The organism is Actinobaculum sp. 352 (assembly GCF_003957265.1).
Taxonomy (GTDB): Bacteria; Actinomycetota; Actinomycetes; order Actinomycetales; family Actinomycetaceae; genus Asp313.
The window spans coordinates 1-23,908 of sequence record NZ_RQSN01000007.1 but is presented as its reverse complement, the minus strand read 5'-3'; the positions used below and the strand labels follow the sequence as shown (position 1 = coordinate 23,908).

Here is a 23,908-nt window from a genome sequence, read left to right as displayed (position 1 = left end):
TGTTCCATGGCGGAGCAACAAAGCGGCGAGGTGACAACACCCAGGGTATTTTCGCGCTTGAACTGGCTGGCGAACCGGGGCAGTTCACCGGTGCCGCCTGCTCTGGAACCCCTTATGCGCGCGCTGGGCACGAAGAGCGTCAACAAGGCGCGGATTATCCGCGCCTTTGATATCGCCAACCGCTGCCACGAAGGGCAGTTCCGCAAATCGGGTGAACCGTACATCACCCATCCGGTTGCAGTTGCCACCATCCTCGCTGAACTCGGCTTAGACGAAGACACGATTGTCGGCGCCCTGCTGCACGACACGGTGGAGGACACCGGGTACACCTTGGAGCAGGTGCGCTCCGAGTTCGGCTCGACGGTGGAGCTGCTTGTGGACGGCGTCACCAAGTTGGACAAAGTGGAATACGGAGAAGCCGCCCAGGCGGAGACGGTCCGCAAGATGGTTATCGCCATGTCGAAGGACATCCGTGTTCTACTCATCAAGCTGGCCGACCGGCTCCACAACGCCCGGACCTGGAAATACATGCCCGCAGACCGGGCGCAAAACAAGGCACGTGAGACGCTGGAGATATACGCTCCTCTCGCGCACCGGCTGGGCATGAACTCCATCAAATGGGAGCTGGAGGATTTGTCCTTCCACACCCTTTACCCTGCGGTGTATTCCGAAATCGAGAGGCTGGTGGCCGAGCGAACACCAGAACGTGAGGTTTACATCACCCAGATCAAGCAGATTCTCGAGCGTGAACTGCGTAACGCGCATATCCGATGCACGATCACGGGACGTCCCAAGCACTACTACTCGATTTACCAGAAGATGATTCTGCGCGGTAAGGACTTCGAGGACATCTACGACCTCGTCGGCGTGCGGGTGCTTGTGGAGACTATTCCCGACTGCTATGCCGCGCTGGGTGTTGCCAATACGGTATTCACTCCGATCCAAGGGCGGATCAAGGACTACATCTCCAGCCCGAAGTTCAACCTCTACCAGTCGATCCATACCACCGTTATTGGGCCTGGAGGCAGGTCGTTGGAGATCCAAATCCGCACATATGACATGCACCGGAGAGCCGAGTACGGTGTTGCCGCTCACTGGCGCTACAAGGAGAACCCGAACGCGAACCGCAAGAAGGGCGACGAGAAGGCATCGGAGCAGGAGACGCAGCTGAACTGGCTCCGGCAACTGGTGGACTGGCAACGCGAGACCGCCGACCCCGCAGAGTTCCTCGATTCGTTGCGCTTTGAAATCTCCGGTAACCAGGTCTACGTTTTCACACCCAAGGGGCAGGTCATGGGCCTGCCCGTCGGCTCGACACCCGTCGACTTCGCCTATGCGGTTCATACTGAGGTCGGCCATCGCACGGTGGGGGCGAAAGTCAATGATCGGCTGGTAACCCTAGATCACCGGCTCGAATCAGGCGATACGGTGGAGATCATTACCGCGAAGAGTCCCGATGCGGGACCTTCACAGGGCTGGCTCGACTTCGTTGCTTCTCCCCGGGCACGCGCGAAGATCAAGTCGTGGTTCAAGCACTCACAGCGTGACCAGGCCGTGGAGCAGGGCAAGGAGAAACTGGCAAAGGCGATTCGACGCAAGAACCAGCCGGTCCAACGCCTGATGAGTCATGACACTCTGCGTGCTGTCGCGCAGGATTTGAACTGCGACGACGTCACCGGCCTATACGCAACCATTGGATCGGGCGGCCTCTCCGCCGAGACCGTTGTGCGGCGTCTGATCAGTTCGCAGGGGGGCGAGGCCGGCGTCGAGGAGACCCTGGCCGAAGCGGTCACTCCGACTCGCATCCAGCACCGACGTACGGTAGGCGGCGATTCTGCTGTCGTCGTTCAGTCCCTGGATTCCTCGGATGTGATGGTGAAACTTGCCAAATGCTGCACCCCGGTGCCGCCGGATCGAATTGTCGGTTTCGTGACGCGTGGCAACGGACTGTCGGTCCACCGGTCCGACTGTCCGAATGTGACATCGCTACGCAAGGAGCCGGAGCGTTTCATTGACGTCGCCTGGGCTGAGGGCGCCGACGCCGTCTACCTGGTTCAGGTCCAAGTCGAGGCGCTAGATCGGCAGGGCCTTCTCTCGGATATCTCCCGTGTTCTCTCCGAACACGGAGTGAATCTGCTCCGAGGAAACATGACGACTACGAAGGAACGCGTAGCCGTGTGCAGTTTCGTCTTTGAAATGGCGGACCCACGCCACCTCGAACAGGTGTTACGTGAGCTGCGCAAGATCGAGGGGGTCTACGACGCCCACCGTGTCACCGGCGTGAAGGGGCGGACAGGCGCGCGTGAGCGCTCCTGATAGCAATCCGCCTGCGGTGCCGCACGTAGGCGGGGAGCTGTGCGGCTATGGCACGGGCTCGTGGCAGGCCCGGGCGCCGCGATTCCAGCTGGAGATGGGCCTGGAGCTCGTGCACACTCAGGCAGGTATCAAATAGTCGGAGAATGCCCTCAATGGCCACATCTGTTCGTTCCATTAGAAGCAGATCAGCGCCCGTTCGAGCCGGGTTCGTCACCGCGAGTCCACCGATCATTCGCACATACTCGGTGGGAATGCTACGTCGCAAGACGATAGGTGGCCGACTGTGCCCGGAATGCGCACCTAGAACTGTCGGCGGACGGTCGGGAGGCCACCATCCGGTGTGGATCCACAGCGCGCTCAACGAAACGGCCGTGGCGCCAACAGGTAGCAGGGGTACGAGTAGGGCAGCGCGGAGGCAAGGTCTGGTCGTCAGATCCGCAGGTGCGGCTCTTCCCGGTGCGTATTCAACCAGCAGGCCCTCACGGACTAGGATTCGCTGTGGTCCACTGACTGTTTCGTTTTGTGCCATGCATGATTCATAGCGGTTGGGGCAGGCCCACCGCATCTGCAATCCACCGCATTGGCAGGAAAACGCCCTGTGGAAAACCGCCAACAGCAGCTTCCCACAGGGCGAATTGGATAGCTCGGAAGATTTGGCGAACTCAAAGGTCAGGCGACTCAGAGATCCTTCGTGACCTGATCAAGCCATGCCTGACGGGCCTTTTTGTTCTCCTCCAGCTGCGCTACTTGTTTGGTATCACCCGCAGCCTGCGCGGCCGCAATTTCCTCGTCGAGGTCAGCGATCAGTTTCTGCAACTGGGCCGCCATACCGTCGGAACGCTGCTGCTTCTCGGGGTCGGTTCGCCGCCACCGCTCGTTCTCGGCGGCACGTACCGCATCCTCGATCTCCCGCAGCCGCCCCTCGGTGCGGGTGATATCACCGCGTGGAACCATGCCGATCTCGTCCCAACGGTCTTCAATATCGCGCAGCGTTGCGCGTGCCGCCTCCGGATCGCGTACGGGCAGAATCTTCTCCGCCTCGGCGACGAGCGCGAGCTTCGCGGCCAGATTCTCGTTGAGTTCCTCGTCGCGGGCGGAGAAATGGGCGGAGCGCGCATCGAAAAACGCCTGTTGCGCGCGGTGGAAACGCTCCCAGAGCTTATCGTCGTCCTTGCGCGTGGTCCGGCCCGCCTGGCGCCATTCATCCATCAGCTGCCGGAACTCGGCGGCGGTCGCATTCCAGTTGGTCGACGCAGACAGTGCTTCCGCGCGCTCAATGAGCGCATTCTTCCGCGCGGTCACTTCGCTGCGCTGTGTCTCGAGAGCTGCGAAATGCTGCCGACGCATACGATCAAATTGGGTGCGCGCGCGTGAGAAGCGCTTCCACAGCGCTTCCTCGGTGGGCCTATCGATGCGCGGTCCGGCCTTCTGAGCGGCCTGCCACCGCTCGAAAATCTGCCCGAGTTCGTCTCGTGAGTTTCGCCAATGGATCTTGTCTGGATCCGCAGCGGCAATTGTTTCTGCTCGCTCCACCAGCCGCGTGCGCTCGGCCAGCGCCTGGGCACGTGCCTCTTCCCGCTGTGCGTTCAACTGCTCCCGACGGGCGCTGATGCGTTCACGCAGTGAGGTAACTCGGGTGCGCAGTGCATCAACATCACCGACCACGGCGGGATTGACGAGTTGTTCGTCCAGAGCCTTCAGCGAGGCGGAAGCCTCCTCGGGGCTGATGTGTTCAATTCGAGTGGTCAGCAGCGTAACCTGCGCCTCAAGATCGAGGTATCGCCGTATGTACAGGGACAACGCGTCCTCGGCGGACCCGCCAGCGGCATACTGGCCAACCATCCGTTCGCCGTCGCCGGAGCGCAGCCAGACATTGCCATCATCGTCGACTCGGCCCCAAGCGGCGGCGCGGGCAGCTGCGGCCTCGTCAAGGGGAGTTGATGTGCCAGAAGACTGCGGGGTGGCCGGACGTGGCCGAGGAATAGGTTTGGGAACAGGGTGCGGCTTCGGTGCGGGAGTGGACTCACTCATGTGGGCTCCTTAGAGGAGACGACGCCGGTCGACGTCGTTCGTACGGCAGTGACGATGCCAGTCTACGTTCTTTCGCCGTCGACTTCGGCCACTGACTGAAATAATCTACCAGCGGAAGGGCTGCGGAGGCGACGGGACATGGCGTACTGCCTCAAAGCGGCCGTGCACGGTGATACTTGCTACGCGACAAGTGAAGGAAGAGCCGAAGCGTGACTGGAATGATATGACCCGGCCGAATGAGTAACTTCCGTGCATTGAAGGTGCTCAACGTAATACGGTGGGTACATGATTCTGCTGCGATACTCTCAAACACTTATCGAGGCCAACTGCTATATCCTTGCCGATTCAGATCAACGGCAGGCGCTGGTTGTTGATCCCGGTGCGGGAGCGGCCCAGTGGGTGAAAGCGACTTTACAGACGCGAGGCTTGGAACTCGCATCCGTTCTGTGCACGCACGGGCATTCGGATCACGTATGGGATGCCGCTCTGGTTGCGGGCGACGCTCCCGTCTACATTCCGGAACCGGATATGTACCGCCTTGACGACCCCACGAGTACATCTGCGGCTTACGCGAGTGCCTTCGTTACCTTCTCGGGCCACGAGTGGGAACGCCCGCGGGTCTGTTTGCGCGTTCCGGCGGCCATGTTCGAAGGCGGAGGGATGGAACTTGTGCCCGGAGTTTGGCTACGCGCGGTTCCTGCGCCCGGACACACCGAAGGGTCAACGGTGTTCCTCTTCTCGGGATCGATCAACGAGGACCGTGAGGCCCCCGGAATTCCGGAGTGGGCCGGGGGAACAGCTCTTATGCTGACCGGAGACGTTCTGTTCAACAATGGGGTGGGGCGTACCGATCTTCCCGGTGGTGACCCGCGGGCGGCCGCCGAGTCGTTGCGCACACTGGTGCAGGTTATCGACCCGGCAACGATCTTCTTCCCGGGGCACGGGCCGTCCTCGACCATGGGGCGCGAGATTAGACATTCTTACTACCTGCGCCAAGCGATGGCCGCTGGAGAATAGAACGTCAGTACGCCAATTGAGGCGTCGCCACGTCGGCACATGCCGATGCACCTCGCATCGAAAGCGCATCGAATGGATGCCGACAGTTACCTTTTGCCCTGTTACGGCCTGCCAAAATGAGGTATAGGGCCGAATCGTGAAAGAATATGCGCCATGAAGATTGCCCCTCTGTCAGGATTCCCCGAGTGGTTGCCCGCTGAGCGAATTGTCGAGCAGCGCATCCTGGACACCCTGCGTTCAACATTTGAGCTACACGGATTTGCCGGCATCGAAACACGTGCTGTTGAGCCACTGGATCAACTGTTACGCAAGGGTGAGACGTCCAAGGAAGTTTACCTGCTCAGGCGTCTGCAGGGTGATGAGCGCGACTCCGAACTGGGACTGCATTTCGACCTCACGGTGCCACTGGCGCGTTATGTGCTGGAGAACGCCGGAAAGCTTGAGTTCCCCTTCAAGCGTTACCAGATGCAGAAAGTGTGGCGCGGTGAGCGACCACAAGACGGTCGCTACCGGGAATTCGTGCAAGCTGATGTCGATATTATCGGCACCGATACACTGGCCTTCCACCACGAAATCGAACTGCCGCTGGTGATGGTTGATGCGCTCGGTAAGTTACCCATTCCCCGCGTTATCGTGCGCGCTTCCAATCGCAAGGTTGCGCAGGGCTTCTACGAGGCCATCGGTATCCAGGACGTGGACGAAACGCTGCGCGTCGTCGACAAACTAGATAAAGTCGGGCCACAGGTCGTGGCGGAAATGCTGCAGGAACGGGTGGGAGCCACCGAAGAACAGGTGCGTCTCGCCCTCGCGCTGGCAGACATCTACGGTGCGGATGCCTCGGTGGTCGATCATGTACGTGAATTGGGCTACACATCGGAGCTATTGGAGCAGGGACTCGAAGAGCTAGCAGCTCTGCTTGAAGGTGCGAATGACCTGCTTCCCGGGTCGGTTGTCGCCGATCTGAAGATCGCCCGGGGGTTGGATTACTATACCGGGACGGTCTACGAGTCGACCTTGGTAGGACACGAGGATCTTGGCTCCGTATGTTCCGGTGGTCGTTATGATTCATTGGCCAGTGACGGAAAGCGTGTCTACCCGGGTGTGGGGCTTTCGATTGGGGTCTCACGCCTGGTGTCGCGTGTTATCAATCGTGGTCTCGTCAAGGCGACGCGCTCCGTTCCGACCGCTGTGCTAGTGGCTGTGAACAATGAGGAGGAACGCAGGCATGCCGAGAGGACGGCCATGGCACTGCGGCGGCGTGGCATCCCGGCAGACGTTTCGCCAAACAGCTCCAGATTCGGCAAGCAGATTCGCTTCGCAGATCGCCGGGGCATCCCATATGTCTGGTTCAACACGGAGGAAGGCGAACAGGTCAAGGACATCCGTTCCGGAGAACAAATCGCGGCCGACCCGGCCACGTGGAAACCGGCGGAGGAAGACCTCTATCCGCGCCTTGTAAGTGAGTCCGAGTGAGTATCCCAACACTGTCATATTCCGACATTCTGGAACCCTTAGAAGAGCTGCGAGGCTCGCTGGACCGCGCCACCTATCCACTGGAGACGCCCGCGGTGGCAGAAGCACGCGAGCAGCGTGGAGACATCGTCAGCCAACTCGACGACTACATCCTGCCGCGTTACAAGTCGTTGGATGCGCCACTGCTAGCCGTTGTCGGCGGATCAACCGGTTCGGGTAAGTCCACCTTGGTCAACTCCTTGGTACGTGAGTGTGTAGCTGCGGTGTCCGCGATCCGCCCGACAACCCGCCGCCCACTTCTGCTTCATAACACGCAGGATGCGCAGTGGTTCGAGCCGACGCGTATCCTTCCCGGTCTTGAGCGTGTGGCGGCGGACCGCGGTGCTGGAGATGCACACAGTGAGCTGGCTTTGGCCGCAAGTGACCATCTCCCCAGCGGTCTGGCGCTTCTCGACTCTCCCGATATCGACTCGGTGGTCGAGGAGAACCGGCGTTTGGCGGGGCAGCTCCTCAATGCCGCGGACCTATGGGTTTTTGTGACGAGCGCCGCCCGCTACGCGGACGCGATACCGTGGGCTTTACTCGACGAGGCGGCCGCACGTAATGTGGTGGTGGCCGTGGTCCTGAACCGGCTTCCGATGGGTGCCGGAGCCGAAGTACGACCGGACCTGGCGCGCCGCCTCGAGGAACGCGGACTGGGTGCCGTACCGCTGTTCTCAATTACCGAACGCCTCGACGAGGAGGGCTTCATCCCGCGCGAGGACATTGCGCCTGTGCGTGGCTGGTTGCAGGGTCTTGCGCGCGACGCTGGGGCCCGTTCATCCGTTGCACGCCAGACGCTCGGGGGAGCTGTCGACGGTTTGCTGGCGCAGCGGCGGGCGGTGCTCGAAGGACTAACCGAGCAATTCGGCACCCGCGACCGACTCGCTGCCGCTGTGGAGGACGCGTCCGCCGCCACGGAACAGAGCATTGTGTCTGCTCTTGGAGATGGAAGCATGCTACGAGGCGAGGTGCTGGAACGATGGCAGGAAATCATCGGTACCGGTGCTTGGATGAAACGGCTGGAGGGCGGCGTATCATCTTTGCGCGACCGCATGGGGAGTTGGATACGCGGAAAACGCAAGCCGGACGGGGCTGCCACGGAAGATGCCATTGAGGATTCGCTGCATAGCCTGTTCGTGGCCCAGTGTGAAGATACCCTTGCCGCGATCAGCACCGCGTGGACGAACATTCCGGGCGCCCAGCCACTGTTGGACGCGGCGCGCCGTAACGTGCGCAGCCATGTGGAAAGAAGCGAAGCAGCAACTGAGTCCATTCGGGCGTGGCAACGTGATGTGATCGATATGATTCGCGAGGAAGGTCACGGTCGAATGGCGACGGCCCGGGCGCTATCGGTAGGTGTGAACCTTCTCGGGGCAGCATTGATGATTACCATCTTCGCTTCTACGGCGGGGCTCACAGGTGGTGAGGTAGCGGTGGCGGGTGGAACCGCCGTGCTGGCGCAGCGACTGCTCGAGGCCGTTTTCGGCGATGATGCGGTCAGGAGGATGGCACGGCAGGCGCGCGAGAGCCTGCTTATTCGGGCCTCGGCTTTCCTGGCTGCCGATACCGCGCCGTTCGACGATGCCGTTGCCGGTATCGATTTGGATTCTGACAATTACGACGCCGTCGTGGCGGCGTTTGCGGCTGTTGCAGCAGCACGTGGGAAGGAATCGCGGTGACAGACACAGTGACCTTGGTCGACGGTCTGGAGCAACTGGATGTTGCAGTGAATCTCGCTGTTGGAAAGCTTCCTGGCCGGGCCACGGATGAGGCGGCCGAATTGCTGGAACGTGCGCGCGGCAGGCAAGCCCAGGGACTCGAACATACAGTGGTTGCCTTTGCGGGTGCCACCGGCTCGGGAAAGTCCTCACTTTTGAACGCATTTGCGGCCCACGACGTGGCCGAGGTGACGATGCGTCGCCCGACCACCAGTGAAGCGTTGGCGGTCAGCCGGGGACAATCTTTTGCTCTCCTGGACTGGATGGGCGTCGAGAATCAACACACGGTGGAGGACCTGCCCGAGGACGAGGGAAATCTAGTACTGCTGGATTTGCCGGACATCGACTCCACGGAGGAAGACAATCGGAGGCAGGCCGAGTATCTGGTAGCGCGTTCCGATGTGATTGTGTGGGTTCTCGATCCGCAGAAGTACGCCGATGCGGTAATTCACGAGGACTTCTTGCGAGCACAGGTCGAGCACTCGGCTGTTCTCCTAGTCGTTCTCAACCAGATCGACCGCATTGATCCCGCCGAGGTGCCCTGCGTACTCAGTGACGCGCAAAAGCTGGTGCAGGCCGATGGAGTGACTGTCGAAGTCTTGGCGACATCGGCGGCAACGGGTGAAGGGATTGATGAGCTGCGCGAACGCGTCTTCTCCGTCGCGCGAACCAGACAGGCGGCCGCGCAGCGGCTTGCGGCTGATCTGCGGACGGTGGGAACCCAGTTACGGGACGCCGTGTACGAGCAGGGAGGTCAGGAGCCCGGCGCTGCCCAGGAGCCGAGTTTTGCGGAAGCCGGAGCTGCGATTGCGCGCGCCAGCGGTTCCGATATTGTTGTCGAGGCGGCGGCGCGGTCCTACGAACTGCGCGCGAAGCGAGCGACTTCATGTCCGTTGAAGGTCTTGTGGCATCTGCGTGCAGAGGATCCGCTTGCCCGCCTCCATCTGCGGCGCCAAACCACCGAGTCGGGGATCGCCCCGGTCACCTCTTTGGCAACCTCGCCCGTACTGGCCGTGGGTGCGCGCAGTGCGGTGCAACGATACGCGGAAGAGGCGGTGAGCCCGATGCCGCGGGTCTGGCGGGAGCGGGTGGCCGAATCCGCCGTCGCCTCCGCGCAGGATTTCCGTGCAGCTGCCGACGAGGTCCTGGCACGCGCAGATCTGGAGGAGGAACGTCGGCCGTTGTGGTGGCTCCCGCTGGGTGCGATGCAGTGGCTGGCCTTCCTGACCACGCTATTTGGAATCGTCTGGTTGCTTGGTCTATGGCTGGTGGATGTATTGCACATACGACTGCCGGAGCCGCCGTATGCGGGAATCTTCCCTCTGCCCCTTCTGCTGGCGGTCGGCGGACTGCTACTGGGCATTATGTTGTCCCTCATGGCGGGTGCGCTGATCGACCGGGGAAAGGACCGGCTGCGTGAGCGCGTGACAAAGCGTCTTTCGGCCGGGATCTCCCAGCAGGCGGAGGAGAATGTCTTGCAACCGATTACGCAGGCACGCGAGCAATATGCGACATTCTGGAGCTGCGTGGGATCCCTGCGGCGTGTGCGCGCCACGGGGGAGAGCGACTAACGCCGGATGCTGGACGCGACCGCTGAATAATACGCCTGCACGTATAGTTATACACATGACGTGGAAGGTGTCGGTTGCCGGAGCAACCGGGTATGCAGGAGGCGAGGTTCTCCGCCTGATCGAAGCGCATCCGGATCTGGAGGTCGGTGCTCTATGCGCGGGAACATCCACCGGCGCATTGGAGCAGTATCAACCGCATTTGCGCTCGCTGGCCGAGCAGGAGGTTCAGCCGACCGAGGCAGAGGTTCTCGCCGACGCCGATATTGCGATCCTCGGCCTACCCCATGGAACCTCTGGGCGTATCACCGCGCAGATCCAATCCCTTAATCCGCAGTGCTACATCGTTGACCTTGGTGCGGACCATCGGCTCGAGTCTGCGGCAGACTGGGAATCCTTCTACGGCAGCGAGGCAGCCGCGCCATGGGCCTACGGCATGCCGGAATTGGCAAGGGCGCAGGGCCCATCGCAGCGGGAGATTCTCCGCCGATCACGTTACATCGCCTCGCCGGGATGCAACGCGTCGGCTGTAACGTTGGCCGCTCAGCCCGCGGTCAAGGCGGGGCTGGCAGATGGTGCGGATATTGTGGCCATCCTTTCCGTCGGCTATTCGGGTGCCGGAAAAGGATTGAAGCCTCACTTGCTGGCAGCCGAGGCGCTGGGATCCGGTGCGCCTTACGCTGTCGGTGGCAGTCACCGGCACATTCCGGAGATCGCCCAGAACTTGCGTGCGGCAGGTGGAACAACTACGACACTGGCATTCACTCCGGTTCTTGTCCCGATGTCTCGCGGGATTCTTGCCACGGTGTCAATTCCGGTGCGGCCGGGAGCGACTGCCGACGACGTCGTGGACGCGTATACGTCAGCGTATCGCCCCGAAACCTTTGTCCGGATCAGTCAGGCCTGGCCCACCACGGCCATGGTACAGGGCTCAAATACAGCGCTGGTCAAGGCGGTTCTGGATCGTGATGGGAGACGATTGACCGCGATATGTGCTATCGACAATTTAGTGAAAGGGACGGCGGGAGCCGCAATTCAGTCCCTCAATGTGGCGCTGGGCCTGCCCGAAGGCCGAGGCCTGACCGTGAATGGAGTAGCACCGTGACAGTTACCGCTGCCAAGGGATTTCGTGCGGCCGGAGTTGCCGGAGGATTGAAGGAAGATGGGCGCGAGGACATCGCCGTTGTCGTTAATGATGGCCCTGAATACAGTGCGGCGGCGGTGACCACCTCAAATCGTGTCTATGCGGCACCGGTGGCGTGGACCCGTTCAGCTGTGAGTGACGGCAGTCTACGCGCCGTGGTACTGAACTCGGGCGGCGCCAACGCCTGCACGGGCGAGGCCGGTTACGCCGATGCTGTGGCTACCGCGCACCTCGTCGCCCGCAGTCTTGATGTGGCGGCGGCGGATGTAGCCGTCTGTTCAACCGGGTTGATTGGGCAGCGGTTGGATATGCGCGCTATCCGGCGCGGCGTCGGGATGGCCCTCGAGGCGCTAACGGATGAGGGTGGAAAGGCGGCTGCCCGTGCGATTATGACAACAGACACCGTTCCGAAAACGGCCGCACTCACCGGAGATTTCACGATCGGTGGTATGGCAAAGGGCGCCGGTATGCTCGCGCCGCAGTTGGCGACGATGCTTGTGGTGATTACTACCGATGCTTCGGTGAGTCGTGAGACCGCGCAACTTGCCCTGGATGCGGCGGTCGAGATGTCATTCAACCGCATCGATTCTGACGGCTGCATGTCTACCAATGACACGGTTATCCTGCTGGCCAACGGCGCCTCGGGATACCGCCCCGAGCCGGAGGAGTTCACCGCGGCATTAACAAGAGTGGCGCAAGATCTTGCGGCACAGCTTATCGGGGACGCGGAAGGAGCCTCGCACGATATCGCGATCGAAGTTACCGGCGCGTCGTCGCAAGACGCTGGTTTGGCTGTAGCCCGGGCCGTCGCGCGCTCCAATCTGCTCAAGGCCGCCATTTTCGGCAATGATCCGAATTGGGGAAGGGTTCTGGCATCAATGGGTACCGTGCCCCAGGCCAGTGCGCCGTTTGACCCGGATGCGGTTGATGTCATCATCAATGGTGTGACGGTATGCCGCAATGGCGGGATTGGTGATCCACGTGAGAACGTCAATATGGATGATCGCTTGGTGACCATCGGTATTGATTTGAAGGCAGGCGCGGAATCCGTCCGCGTGTTGACCAACGATTTGACCTATGACTATGTGACGGAGAATTCGGCGTATTCATCATGAGTGAGATTCTGAATCGCCTGCAACGTGCGCGCGAGAAGACCGAGGTGCTGGTCGAGGCCTTGCCTTGGATTCGGGAGTTCGAAGGTCAGACCTTCGTCATAAAATACGGCGGAAATGCCATGCTCTCCGAAGAACTCAAGGCGGCATTTGCGCAAGATGTCACCTTCCTGCACCACGTCGGTATCCGCCCGGTGGTGGTACACGGCGGCGGTCCGCAGATCAATCGGATGTTGGAGCGTGTTGGCATCGAATCCGAGTTCCGCGGCGGACTGCGTGTGACTACCAGCGACACCATGGATGTCGTGCGTATGGTGCTAACCGGTAAGGTGCAGCGCGAGATTGTGTCCTTGATGAATGTTGATGCACCGTATGCGGTTGGGCTGTCCGGAGAGGACGCCGGGCTTCTGACCGCGCAACGGCGAAGGGCGATGATCGACGGACGATTGGTTGATGTGGGGCATGTGGGCGACATCGTCGAAGTCAATCCGCAGGCCATCAGTCAGTTGCTGGATGCAGGCCGGATTCCGGTTGTCTCCACGGTGGCGGTGGATGTGGAGCGACCGCAGGACGTCTTGAACGTGAATGCTGATACCGCAGCCAGCGCGATTGCGGTGGCATTGGGAGCCCGGAAGTTGATCATGTTGACGGATGTCGAGGGTCTATATCTGAACTGGCCTGATAAGTCATCTCTCATCGACAAGATCTCTGCCGGTCGACTGCGTGAGCTGTTACCGTCGTTGGACTCTGGCATGGCGCCGAAAATGGAGGCCGCGCTGCGTGCGGTTGATCGCGGCGTGCCCCGTGCACATGTCATCGATGGGCGCATGCCGCATTCCATGTTGTTGGAAGTGTTTACCAACGCCGGGATTGGAACGGTTGTCTCCTGGGATGGCGACGTGCACAGGCTGGCGGCGGAGAAGCAGAAGGCTGCTGATGCGCACCGCAGGCAGGGTGGAGATTCTCCGGCAGTCGCGCGGATTTCTGACAAGGAAACCAGCGTGGCAGGCGAATCGAACGTCGCGGTCGGGCATGGCGGGGCGGCCGAACCAGACGGGACAATGGAGCGAGACCCTGGAGAGGGCTCAGAAAAAGATATGGCCCACCAGGGAGAATCAGAATGACAGCGAGACCGGAAACAACGCTGAGCCAGCGGTACGGCCGGGTTGTGATGAATACCTTCGGCCCGCCGCAGCTTGCGCTGGTCAAAGGCGAAGGCGTGACGGTGTGGGATGACGCAGGCACGCCTTATCTCGACCTGCTGGGTGGCATTGCGGTGAACGCGCTCGGATACGCGCACCCGCGCCTGGTCGAAGCGGTGGCAACGCAAATGCGCACACTCGGCCATGTGTCGAATTTCTTTACGACGCCGCCTCAGGTGGAACTGGCAGAAAGACTGCGCGGCATTTTTGCGGCGGAGGGTTACGACGGCGCCTCGTTCCGGGTTTTCTTCGCCAACTCCGGTACCGAGGCCAATGAGGCCGCATTGAAGGTGACCCGGCTGCATAAGCCCGGTGGCCGGGTGCTGGCACTAACACACTCATTCCATGGGCGCACACTCGGTGCGTTGTCGGTCACGGAAAAGCCCGCAATGCGTGATCCCTTTGTCCCGCTGCCCGATAATGTCACATTTGTCGAGCCGACGGCGCAGGCGTTGGAAGAAGCCTTTGATGACGACGTCGCCGCACTGTTCATCGAGCCGATTCAGGGAGAGGCCGGGGTCATCCCACTGAGTCAGCAGGCACTAATACGTGCGCGGGAACTCTGCGATGCTCATAGCGCACTACTTGTGATGGACGAGGTGCAAACAGGCGTGGGGCGAACCGGTCGGTGGCTCTGCTCAGCAGAGCATGTGCGCGCCGACGTCGTCACCTTGGCAAAGGCCTTGGCCGGCGGTTTCCCGGTTGGGGCCTGCGTCGCGGTGGGAAATGCTGCCGGTCTACTCGGCCCGGGTAGTCACGGTTCCACATTCGGTGGAAATCCGGTGGCGAGTGCGGCCTCCCTTGTTGTGCTGGAAGAGGTGGAGAAGTTGCTTCCACATGTGCGGGAGGTCGGTACCTGGCTGGCTGCACAGTTGCAAGAATGTGGATACCGGGTGCGCGGCGCCGGTTTGCTCCTCGGGGTCGAAGTCAATGACTCGGCTCGCGCACGCGACTCATTGCTGGAGCGGGGAATTATCGTAAACGCGCCGAATCCGCAGACTATCCGGCTGGCACCTCCACTGGTGGTCACGCAAGAAGACCTGGCGCCCTTCGTCGCCGCCATGAGTGAACTGGCACCAGAACTGCAGGCCGGATTATGAGTGCGTCGCAGGTCGCGATTCCTACGACCCGCGCTGCACGGCAGGCTCTCATCGTGCAGCTATTGGCCAAGGATGCCATTGGATCCCAGAGAGCGTTGCGCACGCGTCTGGCAGACGAAGGAATCTCCGTGACTCAGGCGACCCTCTCGCGCGATTTGGAGGAGTTGCGAGCGGTGAAAGTAAGAAACAGCTCCGGTCAGCAGGTGTATCAGATCCCGGATCCGGGGGAAACGGTTGCTGCCGCGCAGGGCGCACGCGCCCAGCTCGATAGATGGTGCTCAGAGGTCTTGATCAGCGCGCAACATGCCGCCAATCAAGTCGTTCTGCGCACGCCGCCCGGAGCGGCACAACTGCTGGCGTCGGGAATTGACCGGGCCATGCTGGACGGCGTGCTGGGCTGCATCGCCGGCGACGACACCGTCCTTGTAATCGCCAACGATGAGAGGCAGGCGGAGAGGCTACTACGCGAACTTTTGGCATTGGCCTAGCACGCAGCGCGCACGCGGCCGATATTCGAGAAATGAGCTGTCCGCCGTCGGGCGGTGAAGTCAAGCATAATGAGAAACGCTCCGGCGCGGGCCGGAAGATACAAGGAGATGAGATGTCGGAACACAAGGATCGTGTCGTTCTTGCCTATTCGGGCGGCCTGGATACGTCGGTGGCCATTGGGTGGATCGGTGAGCAGACGGGAATGGAAGTAGTCACCGTGTCCGTCGACGTCGGACAGGGAGGCGAAGACCTTGAGACGGTGCGGCAACGGGCACTGGATTGCGGGGCGGTCGAGGCGTATGTGGCCGATGCGCGCGACGAGTTTGCGACCGAGTACTGCATGCCGGAACTTCAGGCCAATGGCCTGTACATGGATGCCTACCCGCTGATTTCCGCCGTCTCGCGGCCGGTTATCGTCAAGCATCTGGTGACCGCAGCGCGGCAGTTCGGCGCTACCGTGGTGGCTCACGGGTGCACCGGTAAGGGCAATGACCAGGTACGGTTTGAAAACGGAATCACCTCGCTTGCACCCGATCTGACCTGCATTTCACCGGTCCGTGATCTTGCCATGACGCGTGAATTCGCCATCAACTACGCTAATGAACATAAGCTGCCCATTGAGACCACTCACCACAACCCGTTCTCCATCGACCAAAACGTATGGGGGCGGGCGATTGAGACGGGCTTCCTCGAGGACCTATGGAATGCTCCGACGAAGGACGTTTACAACTACACCGATGATCCGACGTATCCGCCGCTACCCGACGAGGTGACGATCACATTCGACAAAGGCATCCCGGTTGCTATTGACGGCCGGGCCGTGACACCACTGGAGGCCATTCAGGAGATGAACCGACGCGCTGGTGCGCAGGGCATTGGCCGCATCGACATCGTCGAAGACCGGCTTGTGGGTATCAAGTCGCGTGAGATCTATGAGGCTCCCGGCGCCATGGCGCTGATCACGGCTCATCGGGAGTTGGAGAATGTCACGATGGATCGTGACCAAGCGCGCTTCAAGCGTACCGTTTCCGACCAATGGACGAATCTGGTGTACGAGGGGCAGTGGTTCTCGCCGTTGAAGCGATCTCTGGACGCCTTCATTCACGACACGCAAGAGTACGTGTCCGGTGATATCCGGATGACACTGCACGGTGGAAGCGCCGTTGTGACCGGCCGCCGCTCGGACACATCGCTGTACGACTTCAACCTCGCCACGTATGATGCCGGGGACACGTATAACCAGGCCAACGCCAAGGGATTCATCGAGATCTTCGGTCTGACCTCGAAACTGGCGGCCGCCCGCGACGTCCGGTTCGGGCGCGGTGAGGCCATGGGGAAGCCGAATCTCCACTGATTCTCCTGTTTGAATAACGTAGATCCGGTGCCCGCCGAGGCCCTAGCTCGCAGTGGGTGCCGGATTGCGTTTACTTGGTCGTCACCACCGTCGACTCTGGAATGTGCCAGGCATGGTCGCGACAGCTGCGGGGATGTCATACTTGGGGCATGGACCCGTTGAATAGCACGATTGCCAGCCAGTTGAACCATCGAACAATTCGTAAGTTCGGCACGCAGCCGATTCCGCCCGAGCAGCTTGAGCAGCTGCTAGAGGTGGCGCGGCGCACTGCTACGTCGCGCAATATGCAGCATGCCTCAATCATCCGTGTAACGGATCAGGCGCTACGGGAGGATCTTGCAGAGGTCGCGACACAGGCGTATATGGCCGAAGCTCCCGAACTGTGGATTTTCATCGTAGATACGCATCGATCACAGAGCATTCTGGAAGAACAGGACGCGCCCGGACCCGGCCCGGCATCCATGGATGCTTTTACGGAAGGTTTCACCGACGCCTGCCTCATGGCACAAAACGTAGTTGTCGCCGCGGAATCGCTGGGGCTGGGAACCAATTACTTCGGCAACATTCTCAACGACGCCGAGCGTGTGATTGATTTACTAGCTCTCCCACCGCTGACCTTCCCGGTGGTCGGATTGTGCATTGGCACACCGGCCCAGGAACCGCAGCTGAAGCCGCGGATGGAGATGAAACTGCGCGTGATGGAGAACCATTACGCCGAGCCGGAGTCGTGGGGCGAGGCGCTGGTGGATTACGACGACGTCCTGCAGACGTACTATGACCTGCGCGAACCGGGCCGTGCGGTGGACTCGTTCACCAAGCAAACGGTCACACGCATGGCGGTGGTAAAGCCGAACCGTGCGCAACTGCTGCGCGTAGTACGCAAACAGGGCTACGATCTGGCGCTGTGAGACCCGGGGCGAATAACGCCCCTGCGATCTTTGGCCATGCTATGGCGTGTGGAGGCATAGCATGGCCAAGTCGGTGCTCCCACGATGCGGCGCAATGCTCGCATCGAACGCACAAGGCCGCGATAAGTGTACGTGGCGCGATAAGTGTACGTGGCGCGTCGAGCCCAGGATGCCCCGACTAATGCACATTGCCGCGTCCAGCAAACATGGGTTGCCGTGTACGTTTGCGCCCGCGTCCAGCCCGGCATGAGCGTCGGAGGTCTTCTGGCGAGCATGCGCTACAGTGCTGGCCTACAGCGTCGCAACTAGCACTGCCTTGATGGTGTGCATACGATTCTCCGCCTGGTCGAAAACGGCCGAGCGGCTGCTGTTGAAAACCTCATCGGTTACCTCGAGGGCCTCCATTCCCGTGAGTTCGTAGACCTCTTTGCCGACGCTGGTCTCAAGATCGTGGAATGATGGCAAGCAGTGCATGAAAATTGCATCCGGATTGCCTGTCAGATCCATAACGGCCCTATTGACCTGATAGGGGCGCAGGATATTGACGCGCTCTTGCCACACCGCTTTCGGCTCACCCATGGATACCCAAATATCGGTGGAGACCACATCGGCTCCGCGCACGCCGCTTTCCACATCGTCCGTGATTGTGATCCGTGCGCCGGTGATCTTCGCCGCCTCTTGCGCGATTTCCACGGCCTGCGCATCGGGCTGGTAGGCCTCGGGTGCCACGATCCGCACGTCCATTCCGAGCATCGCGGAAGATACCAGCAAGGAACGGCCGGTGTTGAAACGGGCGTCGCCAAGATACGCGTGCGCAACCTCGGTAAACGGCTTATTCGTGTGCTCACGAATCGTCAGTGCATCGGCAAGCATCTGCGTGGGATGCCAGTGATCGGTCAAGCCGTTGAAGACGGGTACACCCGCGTACTGCGCTAATTTCTCGGCATCGGCTTGGCGATCACCACGGAATTCAATGCCGTCGAACATTCTGCCCAGAACACGCGCAGTATCGGCGATGGATTCCTTGTGGCCGATCTGAGAGCCTTGCGGGTCCAGGTACGTGGTGTGTGCACCCTGCTGGAATGCCGCGACTTCGAAGGCGCAACGTGTACGCGTGGAAGTCTTTTCGAAAATCAGCGCGATGGACTTGCCGACCAGTCGCTGAGTCTCCATTCCGGTTCGCCGCTCGTGTTTGAGCTGCGCGGCCAGATCGACAAATGACAGCCACTCATCCGGCGTGAAGTCTTGTTCCTTGAGGAAAGAGCGTCCCTTGAGATCCATGCCGCAAGTGTAGCGGGCGCCTACACCACGAACACAGCCGGGTGCATAACATGGTCACTATGAGTAATCACATCGCACTGTGGGGTGGCCGCTTCGCCGGCGCTCCGGCGGATGCACTAACCGAGCTCTCGCGTTCCACGCAGTTCGACTGGCGTTTGGCACGTTATGACATTGCGGGTTCACGGGCGCATGCGCGAGCGCTGCATGCCGCTGGACTTTTGGACAGCAACCAACTGCGTGCCATGCTCGTTGCACTGGACGAACTCGATAGGGATGTGGCGGCGGGTGTTTTCGTTCCCGCTCCGGATGATGAGGACGTACATACAGCATTGGAACGCGGGCTCCTGGAGCGAGCGGGAGACGAACTCGGAGGTCGACTGCGGGCCGGGCGGTCCCGAAACGATCAGATCGCCACCTTGATCCGCATGTACCTGCGTGACGAGGCCCGTGTTGTCGGTGGTAAGCTCCTCGACGTCGTTGACGCGCTGGTGGCGCAGGCCGCGGCTGCCGGAGACGCCGTGATGCCGGGCCGAACGCACATGCAACACGCCCAACCGGTGTTGGTCGCTCACCAGTTACTCGCCCACGTCTGGCCGATGCTGCGCAATATCGACCGGCTTGTGGACTGGGATGCGCGGGCGGCAGCCAGTCCGTACGGCTCGGGAGCCTTGGCGGGCAACACTCTGGGGCTGGATCCCGAAAGCGTGGCCGCGGACCTCGGTTTCGCCACTGTCAGCGAGAACTCAATCGACGGCACGTCCTCGCGAGATGTCGTGGCCGAGTTCTCGTACATCATGGCGCAGATCGGTATCGATATCTCTCGTGTCAGCGAAGAGGTCATCATTTGGAATACGAAGGAGTTCGGCTTCGTCACTCTCGACGATGCCTATTCCACCGGGTCGTCGATTATGCCCCAGAAGAAGAACCCCGATGTTGCCGAACTCGCGCGTGGCAAGTCTGGGCGCCTGATCGGAGATTTGGCGGGCTTACTGGCCGCACTCAAGGGCCTTCCACTGGCGTATGCCCGTGACCTGCAGGAAGACAAGGAACCGGTGTTCGACCAAGTCGATACCTTAGATGTGTTGTTGCCGGCAGTGGCGGGAATGCTCGCCACTATGACGCTGCAACTGGAGCGTATGGCGGAGCTGGCACCGCAGGGATTCTCCTTGGCGACCGACATTGCCGAGTGGTTGGTCCGGCAGGGGGTTCCCTTCCGGCAGGCACACGAGATCTCCGGTGCCTGCGTGCGCGAATGCGAACGGCGCGGAATAGAACTGTGGGACCTGAGCGACAAGGACCTTGCCGGTATCGATAGTAGGCTGACCGCGCAGGTGCGCAATGTTCTCAATGTGGCCGGGGCGGTAGCGGCGCGTTCGGGTCGAGGGGGAACGGCCCCGGTCCGCGTTGCGGAACAGCTCGCGAAGGCACGCTCAGTTGTGGAACACCGCCGCGGTTTCACCGAGTCACGAATCGTGGCGCGCTGATGCTTGACCTGGCGGCGAGTCCGGTGGAGGTGGCTCCGCAACTGCTCGGCGCTTATATCGACGTTGCCGGAGTGCGTGTTCGATTGACGGAGGTCGAAGCGTACTGTGGCAAGGTTGATCCCGGCTCCCACGCCTTCCGGGGAAGGACGGAACGGAACAACTCGCTGTATCTTGCTCCAGGCCATGCCTACGTGTATTTCACCTACGGAATGCACTATTGCCTAAATCTGGTTGCGTGGCCGGAAGGAACGGCCGGGGGAGTGCTTCTGCGTGCCGGTGAGGTGGTGGAGGGACTGGAGATTGCGCGTCAGCGGCGACCGGGAGTGATAAGAGATCGCGAACTGGCGCGTGGACCTGCCAATTTGGTGCGGTGCCTCGGCATCGATCACTCAGCCGATGGCAGTCCGATAACTCTCGACGGCGTGCTTTTTGACGACGCCGCCGCCCCGGACGACGTCGTCGTCGCGGTGACGAGCAGGGAGGGACCGGCTCCCGGCACGATACGCAGTGGTGGGCGTGTGGGAGTCTCCGGAATTGGCGGTGACGGACAAGCCTTCCCGTGGCGCTACTGGATTGATGGCGACCCGACGGTGTCGGCATATCGTCGGGCAGCACCTCCGCGGCGTCGCTCGGCCAAGCGGTCATAGAGGCTATGAGAGCGCAAGTGATTAGCGGGCGCCTCGGTGGGGGCCTTGCGTCCGTCGTGCGGGCCTTTTGCGCGGACGGCGTCGGTCGTGCTGATAGTGCCGGATCGGCGATGGAATCGGCTCGGTTGAAGTCGGCAGCCGTACCCGTTGATGCAGCGCCAGCGTCGGTGCAGCCGGTATTGCGGGTCACCACCGCACCGAGGGCGGCAGTGTTGCGGTGAGAAAGAAGCGGTGCCGTGGTGACTGAGAGAGAACCTGAGCCTGAGAGGGAGCAACGGGCGTTCCTTTTCCTGGTGAATCCGAAGCTGGCCTATGACCCTTACCCTGACTGGCGGCGCTGGATTCCGCAATTGGATGCTGGTGCGCGGATTCGTTCTAGATGGAACACCGGGGCGCGTCGCCGCGGCATGGCCGCGGGAGACCGCGGCGTCGTCGTCAAGGTCGGGCAGGCTCCACGCGGTGCGGTGGCGCTTGTGGAGATTTGCAGTGAGATCCGTCTGGGACCGCATTGGAATCCGCTGGCGCGCTCTCGTGAGACGGGCTACGTCGATATAGAGTTCACGGATCTCATGGAGTTAGACGCCCCGGTGCCATTGAGCATGTTGCGGCTTGTTGCCCCCGGTGTGCGGTGGACTCCGCGCATGTCCGGCACGGAAATTCCTATGCAGGTGGTACTCGAATTGCAACGGCTCGTACGTCGATGATGGCAAAGGACGTGGGCGGGTAGACCAAGCGCAGGGCGAGATTAGCGATCTTAGTGCTGACAGGGCAGACTTAGGCATGTGCCCGATGGTCGGGCCCAACCGTAGGAAAGGCGGAGAAGTGACTGACGTCCTCGACGAACTGCAGTGGCGCGGGCTTATTGCTCAGCACACCGATTTGGAAGCGCTGCGCAGCGCTCTGAACAACGGGCCGGTCACTTACTATTGCGGTTTCGATCCGACCGCGCCCTCTTTGCATCACGGTCATCTGGTGGCGGTGAAGGTTATGCGGCACCTGCAGTTGGCGGGTCACCATCCGCTGGCGTTGGTAGGGGGAGCAACGGGTCTTATCGGCGATCCGCGTGCCAAGGGGGAACGCACGCTGAACACGAAGGACGTGGTGGCGCGGTGGGCGGACGCTCTGCGCGGACAACTGGAGAGCTTGCTCGATTTCGAGGGGGAGAATCCGGCGCGTATCGTCAACAATCTTGATTGGACGGCGTCCATGAGCGCGGTCGACTTCCTGCGTGACCTGGGCAAGCATTTCCGTCTTGGCACGATGCTCGCAAAGGACATCGTCGCACGTAGGCTCGCCAGCGACGAGGGCATCTCCTTCACGGAGTTCAGCTACCAGATCTTGCAAGCCAACGACTACCTGGAGCTGTACCGACGTTACGGTTGCACGCTGGAAGTGGGCGGCAATGATCAGTGGGGCAACCTTGTGGGAGGAATGGAACTCATCCACAAGGTGGAGAACGCCGACGTGCATGTTCTTACCAACCCGCTTATTACCAAGGCGGACGGCACGAAGTTCGGTAAGACGGAGGGTGGGGCAATTTGGCTGAACCCGGAGATGTTCAGCCCATACAAGTTCTACCAGTTCTGGCTCAATATCGCCGACGACGACGTTATACGTATGCTCAAAATCTTCACCTTCCGCACAAGGGAGGAAATTGAGGAGTTGGAGCGAATGGTGCAGGAGCGCCCGGCGGCGCGGCAGGCACAGCGCATTCTGGCGGAGGACGTGACGACGTGGGTCCACGGAGCCGATGCCACCGAGCGCGTCATTGCGGCATCCCGGGCGTTATTCGGCGGTGAGGAGTTGAGCGCGCTGGATGCCGAAACCCTGGCCGATGCCGTGGCCGAGTTGCCACAGGCGACTATCGCTTTTGGGGAGCCTGTCGTCAACGCGTTTGTTCAGGCCGGACTCGAAAAGGGCATCGGCGCGGCACGACGTACCGTTGCCTCCGGGGGACTCTACGTTAACAACCGGAAGGTGGTCGATGGTCAGGAGGTGCGCAGCGGCGATGTTTTACCTGGCGGCATCGTGCTACTGCGCAAGGGCAAGAAGAACCTTGCGGTGGCGCGGGTGCAATAGGGCTTGCCCGTCCCAGTTGTTCATGTAAGCAGTTGGCTCTCTTCGCATCGGCGTAGGCATCGGGCCGTTCCCGCTGGTATCGGGGCACGGACTTTGCCTGCGCCGTAGGCAATGTACTCGGAGCCGTCATCTTGCGTATTGACCCGTCCTTCGTGTGTTCATCTGAAGGCTCGGAAGGCAAGGCGCGAGGGGAGCCTCGCGGCCCGTGCCCCGGCCACGATCAGCGCCGCCAGAACGCATCAGGCGCGGAACCTGCCGACGGAGCGATCTACGAAGAGGCAAATGGTTCTTCGACCGGTGGCGGGCGGTGTAGCCAGACTCGATTCCATGGCGGCCCGCCACGTGACTAGCCCATATAGCGAAGATTGCAGCGGAAAGGCGCGCGTGGGCTGTCTCACCCGATCCTGGCTTGACCAGGTCCTGCCAGCTGAGTAGTCTCTTATCTGCTGCCGGAGCGCGGCGGAATCCAATGAGGAAAATCTGCGGGTTCAGTGTGCTCTGGGGTGGCGAGTTCTTCGAAGGAATCGAGCGGTCGCGTTTGACGCGACAGGCGAAATCTGGTAGACTCGCTGAGTGCCCCTTCCGGAGGCCAAGGCGGTAACGCCGAGGTCTTCTGGGGTGTGGGTGTGGTGTTTGGGTGCTTGATAGTGTGTCTGGTTTTTGTTTTTTGTTTGGTGGCTGGCTGTCTGCTGTTGTGGTGGGTGGTTGGTTGCTGTTTTTGTTGGGTTGGGTTTGGCTCTCTTTTTGTTTTTTGTGGAGAGTTTGATCCTGGCTCAGGACGAACGCTGGCGGCGTGCTTAACACATGCAAGTCGAACGGGCTCATTCTGGCTTTTGGGTTGGGGTGGGTTAGTGGCGAACGGGTGAGTAATACGTGAGTAACCTGCCCTCTTCTTCGGGATAAGCTTTGGAAACGGGGTCTAATACCGGGTATTCCCTTGGTG

Annotated in this window: 17 protein-coding genes, 1 rRNA gene and 1 pseudogene; 17 read left to right on the top strand and 2 right to left on the bottom strand. The window is 61.0% G+C overall.

Going from position 1 to position 23,908, the window contains the following annotated elements:
* The first annotated feature begins 6 nt into the window (after nucleotides 1-6).
* Nucleotides 7-2,316: a bifunctional (p)ppGpp synthetase/guanosine-3',5'-bis(diphosphate) 3'-pyrophosphohydrolase gene (locus EKN07_RS08205; protein ID WP_126146145.1), complete on the top strand. Its 2,310-nt coding sequence runs from the start codon at nucleotides 7-9 to the stop codon at nucleotides 2,314-2,316.
* Nucleotides 2,317-2,994: 678 nt separating this feature from the next.
* Here the strand turns inward: EKN07_RS08205 and EKN07_RS08200 are convergent.
* Nucleotides 2,995-4,347 carry a DUF349 domain-containing protein gene (locus EKN07_RS08200; protein ID WP_126146144.1) on the bottom strand — a complete coding sequence of 451 codons (1,353 nt, stop codon included), beginning with the start codon at nucleotides 4,345-4,347 and terminating at the stop codon, nucleotides 2,995-2,997.
* Between the two features lie 285 nt (nucleotides 4,348-4,632).
* On the opposite strand from EKN07_RS08200, the gene EKN07_RS08195 reads away from it, so the two are divergent.
* The 11 genes and pseudogenes from EKN07_RS08195 to EKN07_RS08145 all read left to right on the top strand — a co-directional run bounded on the left by EKN07_RS08195 (nucleotide 4,633) and on the right by EKN07_RS08145 (nucleotide 17,474).
* Nucleotides 4,633-5,364, top strand: a complete 732-nt coding sequence (locus tag EKN07_RS08195; protein WP_126146143.1) for an MBL fold metallo-hydrolase — start codon at nucleotides 4,633-4,635, stop codon at nucleotides 5,362-5,364.
* A 153-nt stretch (nucleotides 5,365-5,517) separates the two neighbouring features.
* Nucleotides 5,518-6,837 carry a histidine--tRNA ligase gene (hisS, locus tag EKN07_RS08190; protein WP_126146142.1) on the top strand — a complete coding sequence of 440 codons (1,320 nt, stop codon included), beginning with the start codon at nucleotides 5,518-5,520 and terminating at the stop codon, nucleotides 6,835-6,837.
* Complete coding sequence (locus EKN07_RS08185) at nucleotides 6,834-8,558, top strand: dynamin family protein (RefSeq protein ID WP_126146141.1); 1,725 nt, start codon at nucleotides 6,834-6,836, stop codon at nucleotides 8,556-8,558. Before hisS ends, EKN07_RS08185 begins: the two co-directional genes overlap by 4 nt.
* The gene (locus tag EKN07_RS08180) at nucleotides 8,555-10,168 is read left to right on the top strand and encodes a GTPase (RefSeq protein WP_164546639.1); all 1,614 of its coding nucleotides are present in this window, start codon (nucleotides 8,555-8,557) and stop codon (nucleotides 10,166-10,168) included. The genes EKN07_RS08185 and EKN07_RS08180 overlap by 4 nt, the downstream gene beginning before the upstream one ends.
* 55 nt (nucleotides 10,169-10,223) lie before the next feature.
* Entirely contained in the window at nucleotides 10,224-11,270 is a 1,047-nt protein-coding gene (gene argC, locus EKN07_RS08175; protein WP_126146139.1) for an N-acetyl-gamma-glutamyl-phosphate reductase, read from the top strand.
* Entirely contained in the window at nucleotides 11,267-12,424 is a 1,158-nt protein-coding gene (argJ, locus tag EKN07_RS08170) for a bifunctional glutamate N-acetyltransferase/amino-acid acetyltransferase ArgJ (RefSeq protein WP_126146138.1), read from the top strand. Before argC ends, argJ begins: the two co-directional genes overlap by 4 nt.
* Nucleotides 12,421-13,305, top strand: a pseudogene (argB, locus tag EKN07_RS08165) (acetylglutamate kinase); the annotation flags it as partial. The gene argJ and the pseudogene argB, both read left to right, overlap by 4 nt.
* Nucleotides 13,306-13,541: 236 nt before the next feature.
* The gene (locus EKN07_RS08160; protein ID WP_126146137.1) at nucleotides 13,542-14,723 is read left to right on the top strand and encodes an acetylornithine transaminase; all 1,182 of its coding nucleotides are present in this window, start codon (nucleotides 13,542-13,544) and stop codon (nucleotides 14,721-14,723) included.
* Complete coding sequence (argR, locus tag EKN07_RS08155; protein ID WP_126146136.1) at nucleotides 14,720-15,211, top strand: arginine repressor; 492 nt, start codon at nucleotides 14,720-14,722, stop codon at nucleotides 15,209-15,211. The genes EKN07_RS08160 and argR overlap by 4 nt, the downstream gene beginning before the upstream one ends.
* 113 nt (nucleotides 15,212-15,324) lie before the next feature.
* The gene (locus EKN07_RS08150; protein WP_126146135.1) at nucleotides 15,325-16,566 is read left to right on the top strand and encodes an argininosuccinate synthase; all 1,242 of its coding nucleotides are present in this window, start codon (nucleotides 15,325-15,327) and stop codon (nucleotides 16,564-16,566) included.
* Between the two features lie 149 nt (nucleotides 16,567-16,715).
* Nucleotides 16,716-17,474: an NADPH-dependent oxidoreductase gene (locus EKN07_RS08145; RefSeq protein WP_108715688.1), complete on the top strand. Its 759-nt coding sequence runs from the start codon at nucleotides 16,716-16,718 to the stop codon at nucleotides 17,472-17,474.
* Nucleotides 17,475-17,765: 291 nt separating this feature from the next.
* On the opposite strand, the gene argF is transcribed toward EKN07_RS08145, so the two are convergent.
* Nucleotides 17,766-18,755 carry an ornithine carbamoyltransferase gene (gene argF / locus EKN07_RS08140; protein WP_108715687.1) on the bottom strand — a complete coding sequence of 330 codons (990 nt, stop codon included), beginning with the start codon at nucleotides 18,753-18,755 and terminating at the stop codon, nucleotides 17,766-17,768.
* A gap of 59 nt (nucleotides 18,756-18,814) precedes the next feature.
* Between argF and argH the strand changes: the two genes are divergently transcribed.
* From argH to EKN07_RS12575, 5 genes are all read left to right on the top strand, one after another.
* Entirely contained in the window at nucleotides 18,815-20,239 is a 1,425-nt protein-coding gene (gene argH / locus EKN07_RS08135; RefSeq protein WP_240611193.1) for an argininosuccinate lyase, read from the top strand.
* Nucleotides 20,239-20,886 carry a DNA-3-methyladenine glycosylase gene (locus EKN07_RS08130; protein WP_108715685.1) on the top strand — a complete coding sequence of 216 codons (648 nt, stop codon included), beginning with the start codon at nucleotides 20,239-20,241 and terminating at the stop codon, nucleotides 20,884-20,886. Before argH ends, EKN07_RS08130 begins: the two co-directional genes overlap by 1 nt.
* Before the next feature lie 239 nt (nucleotides 20,887-21,125).
* Complete coding sequence (locus EKN07_RS08125) at nucleotides 21,126-21,590, top strand: hypothetical protein (RefSeq protein WP_125482454.1); 465 nt, start codon at nucleotides 21,126-21,128, stop codon at nucleotides 21,588-21,590.
* 118 nt (nucleotides 21,591-21,708) lie between these two features.
* The gene (gene tyrS / locus EKN07_RS08120) at nucleotides 21,709-22,965 is read left to right on the top strand and encodes a tyrosine--tRNA ligase (RefSeq protein ID WP_108715683.1); all 1,257 of its coding nucleotides are present in this window, start codon (nucleotides 21,709-21,711) and stop codon (nucleotides 22,963-22,965) included.
* Nucleotides 22,966-23,715: 750 nt separating this feature from the next.
* Nucleotides 23,716-23,908: ribosomal RNA gene (locus EKN07_RS12575) — 16S ribosomal RNA — on the top strand; the annotation flags it as partial.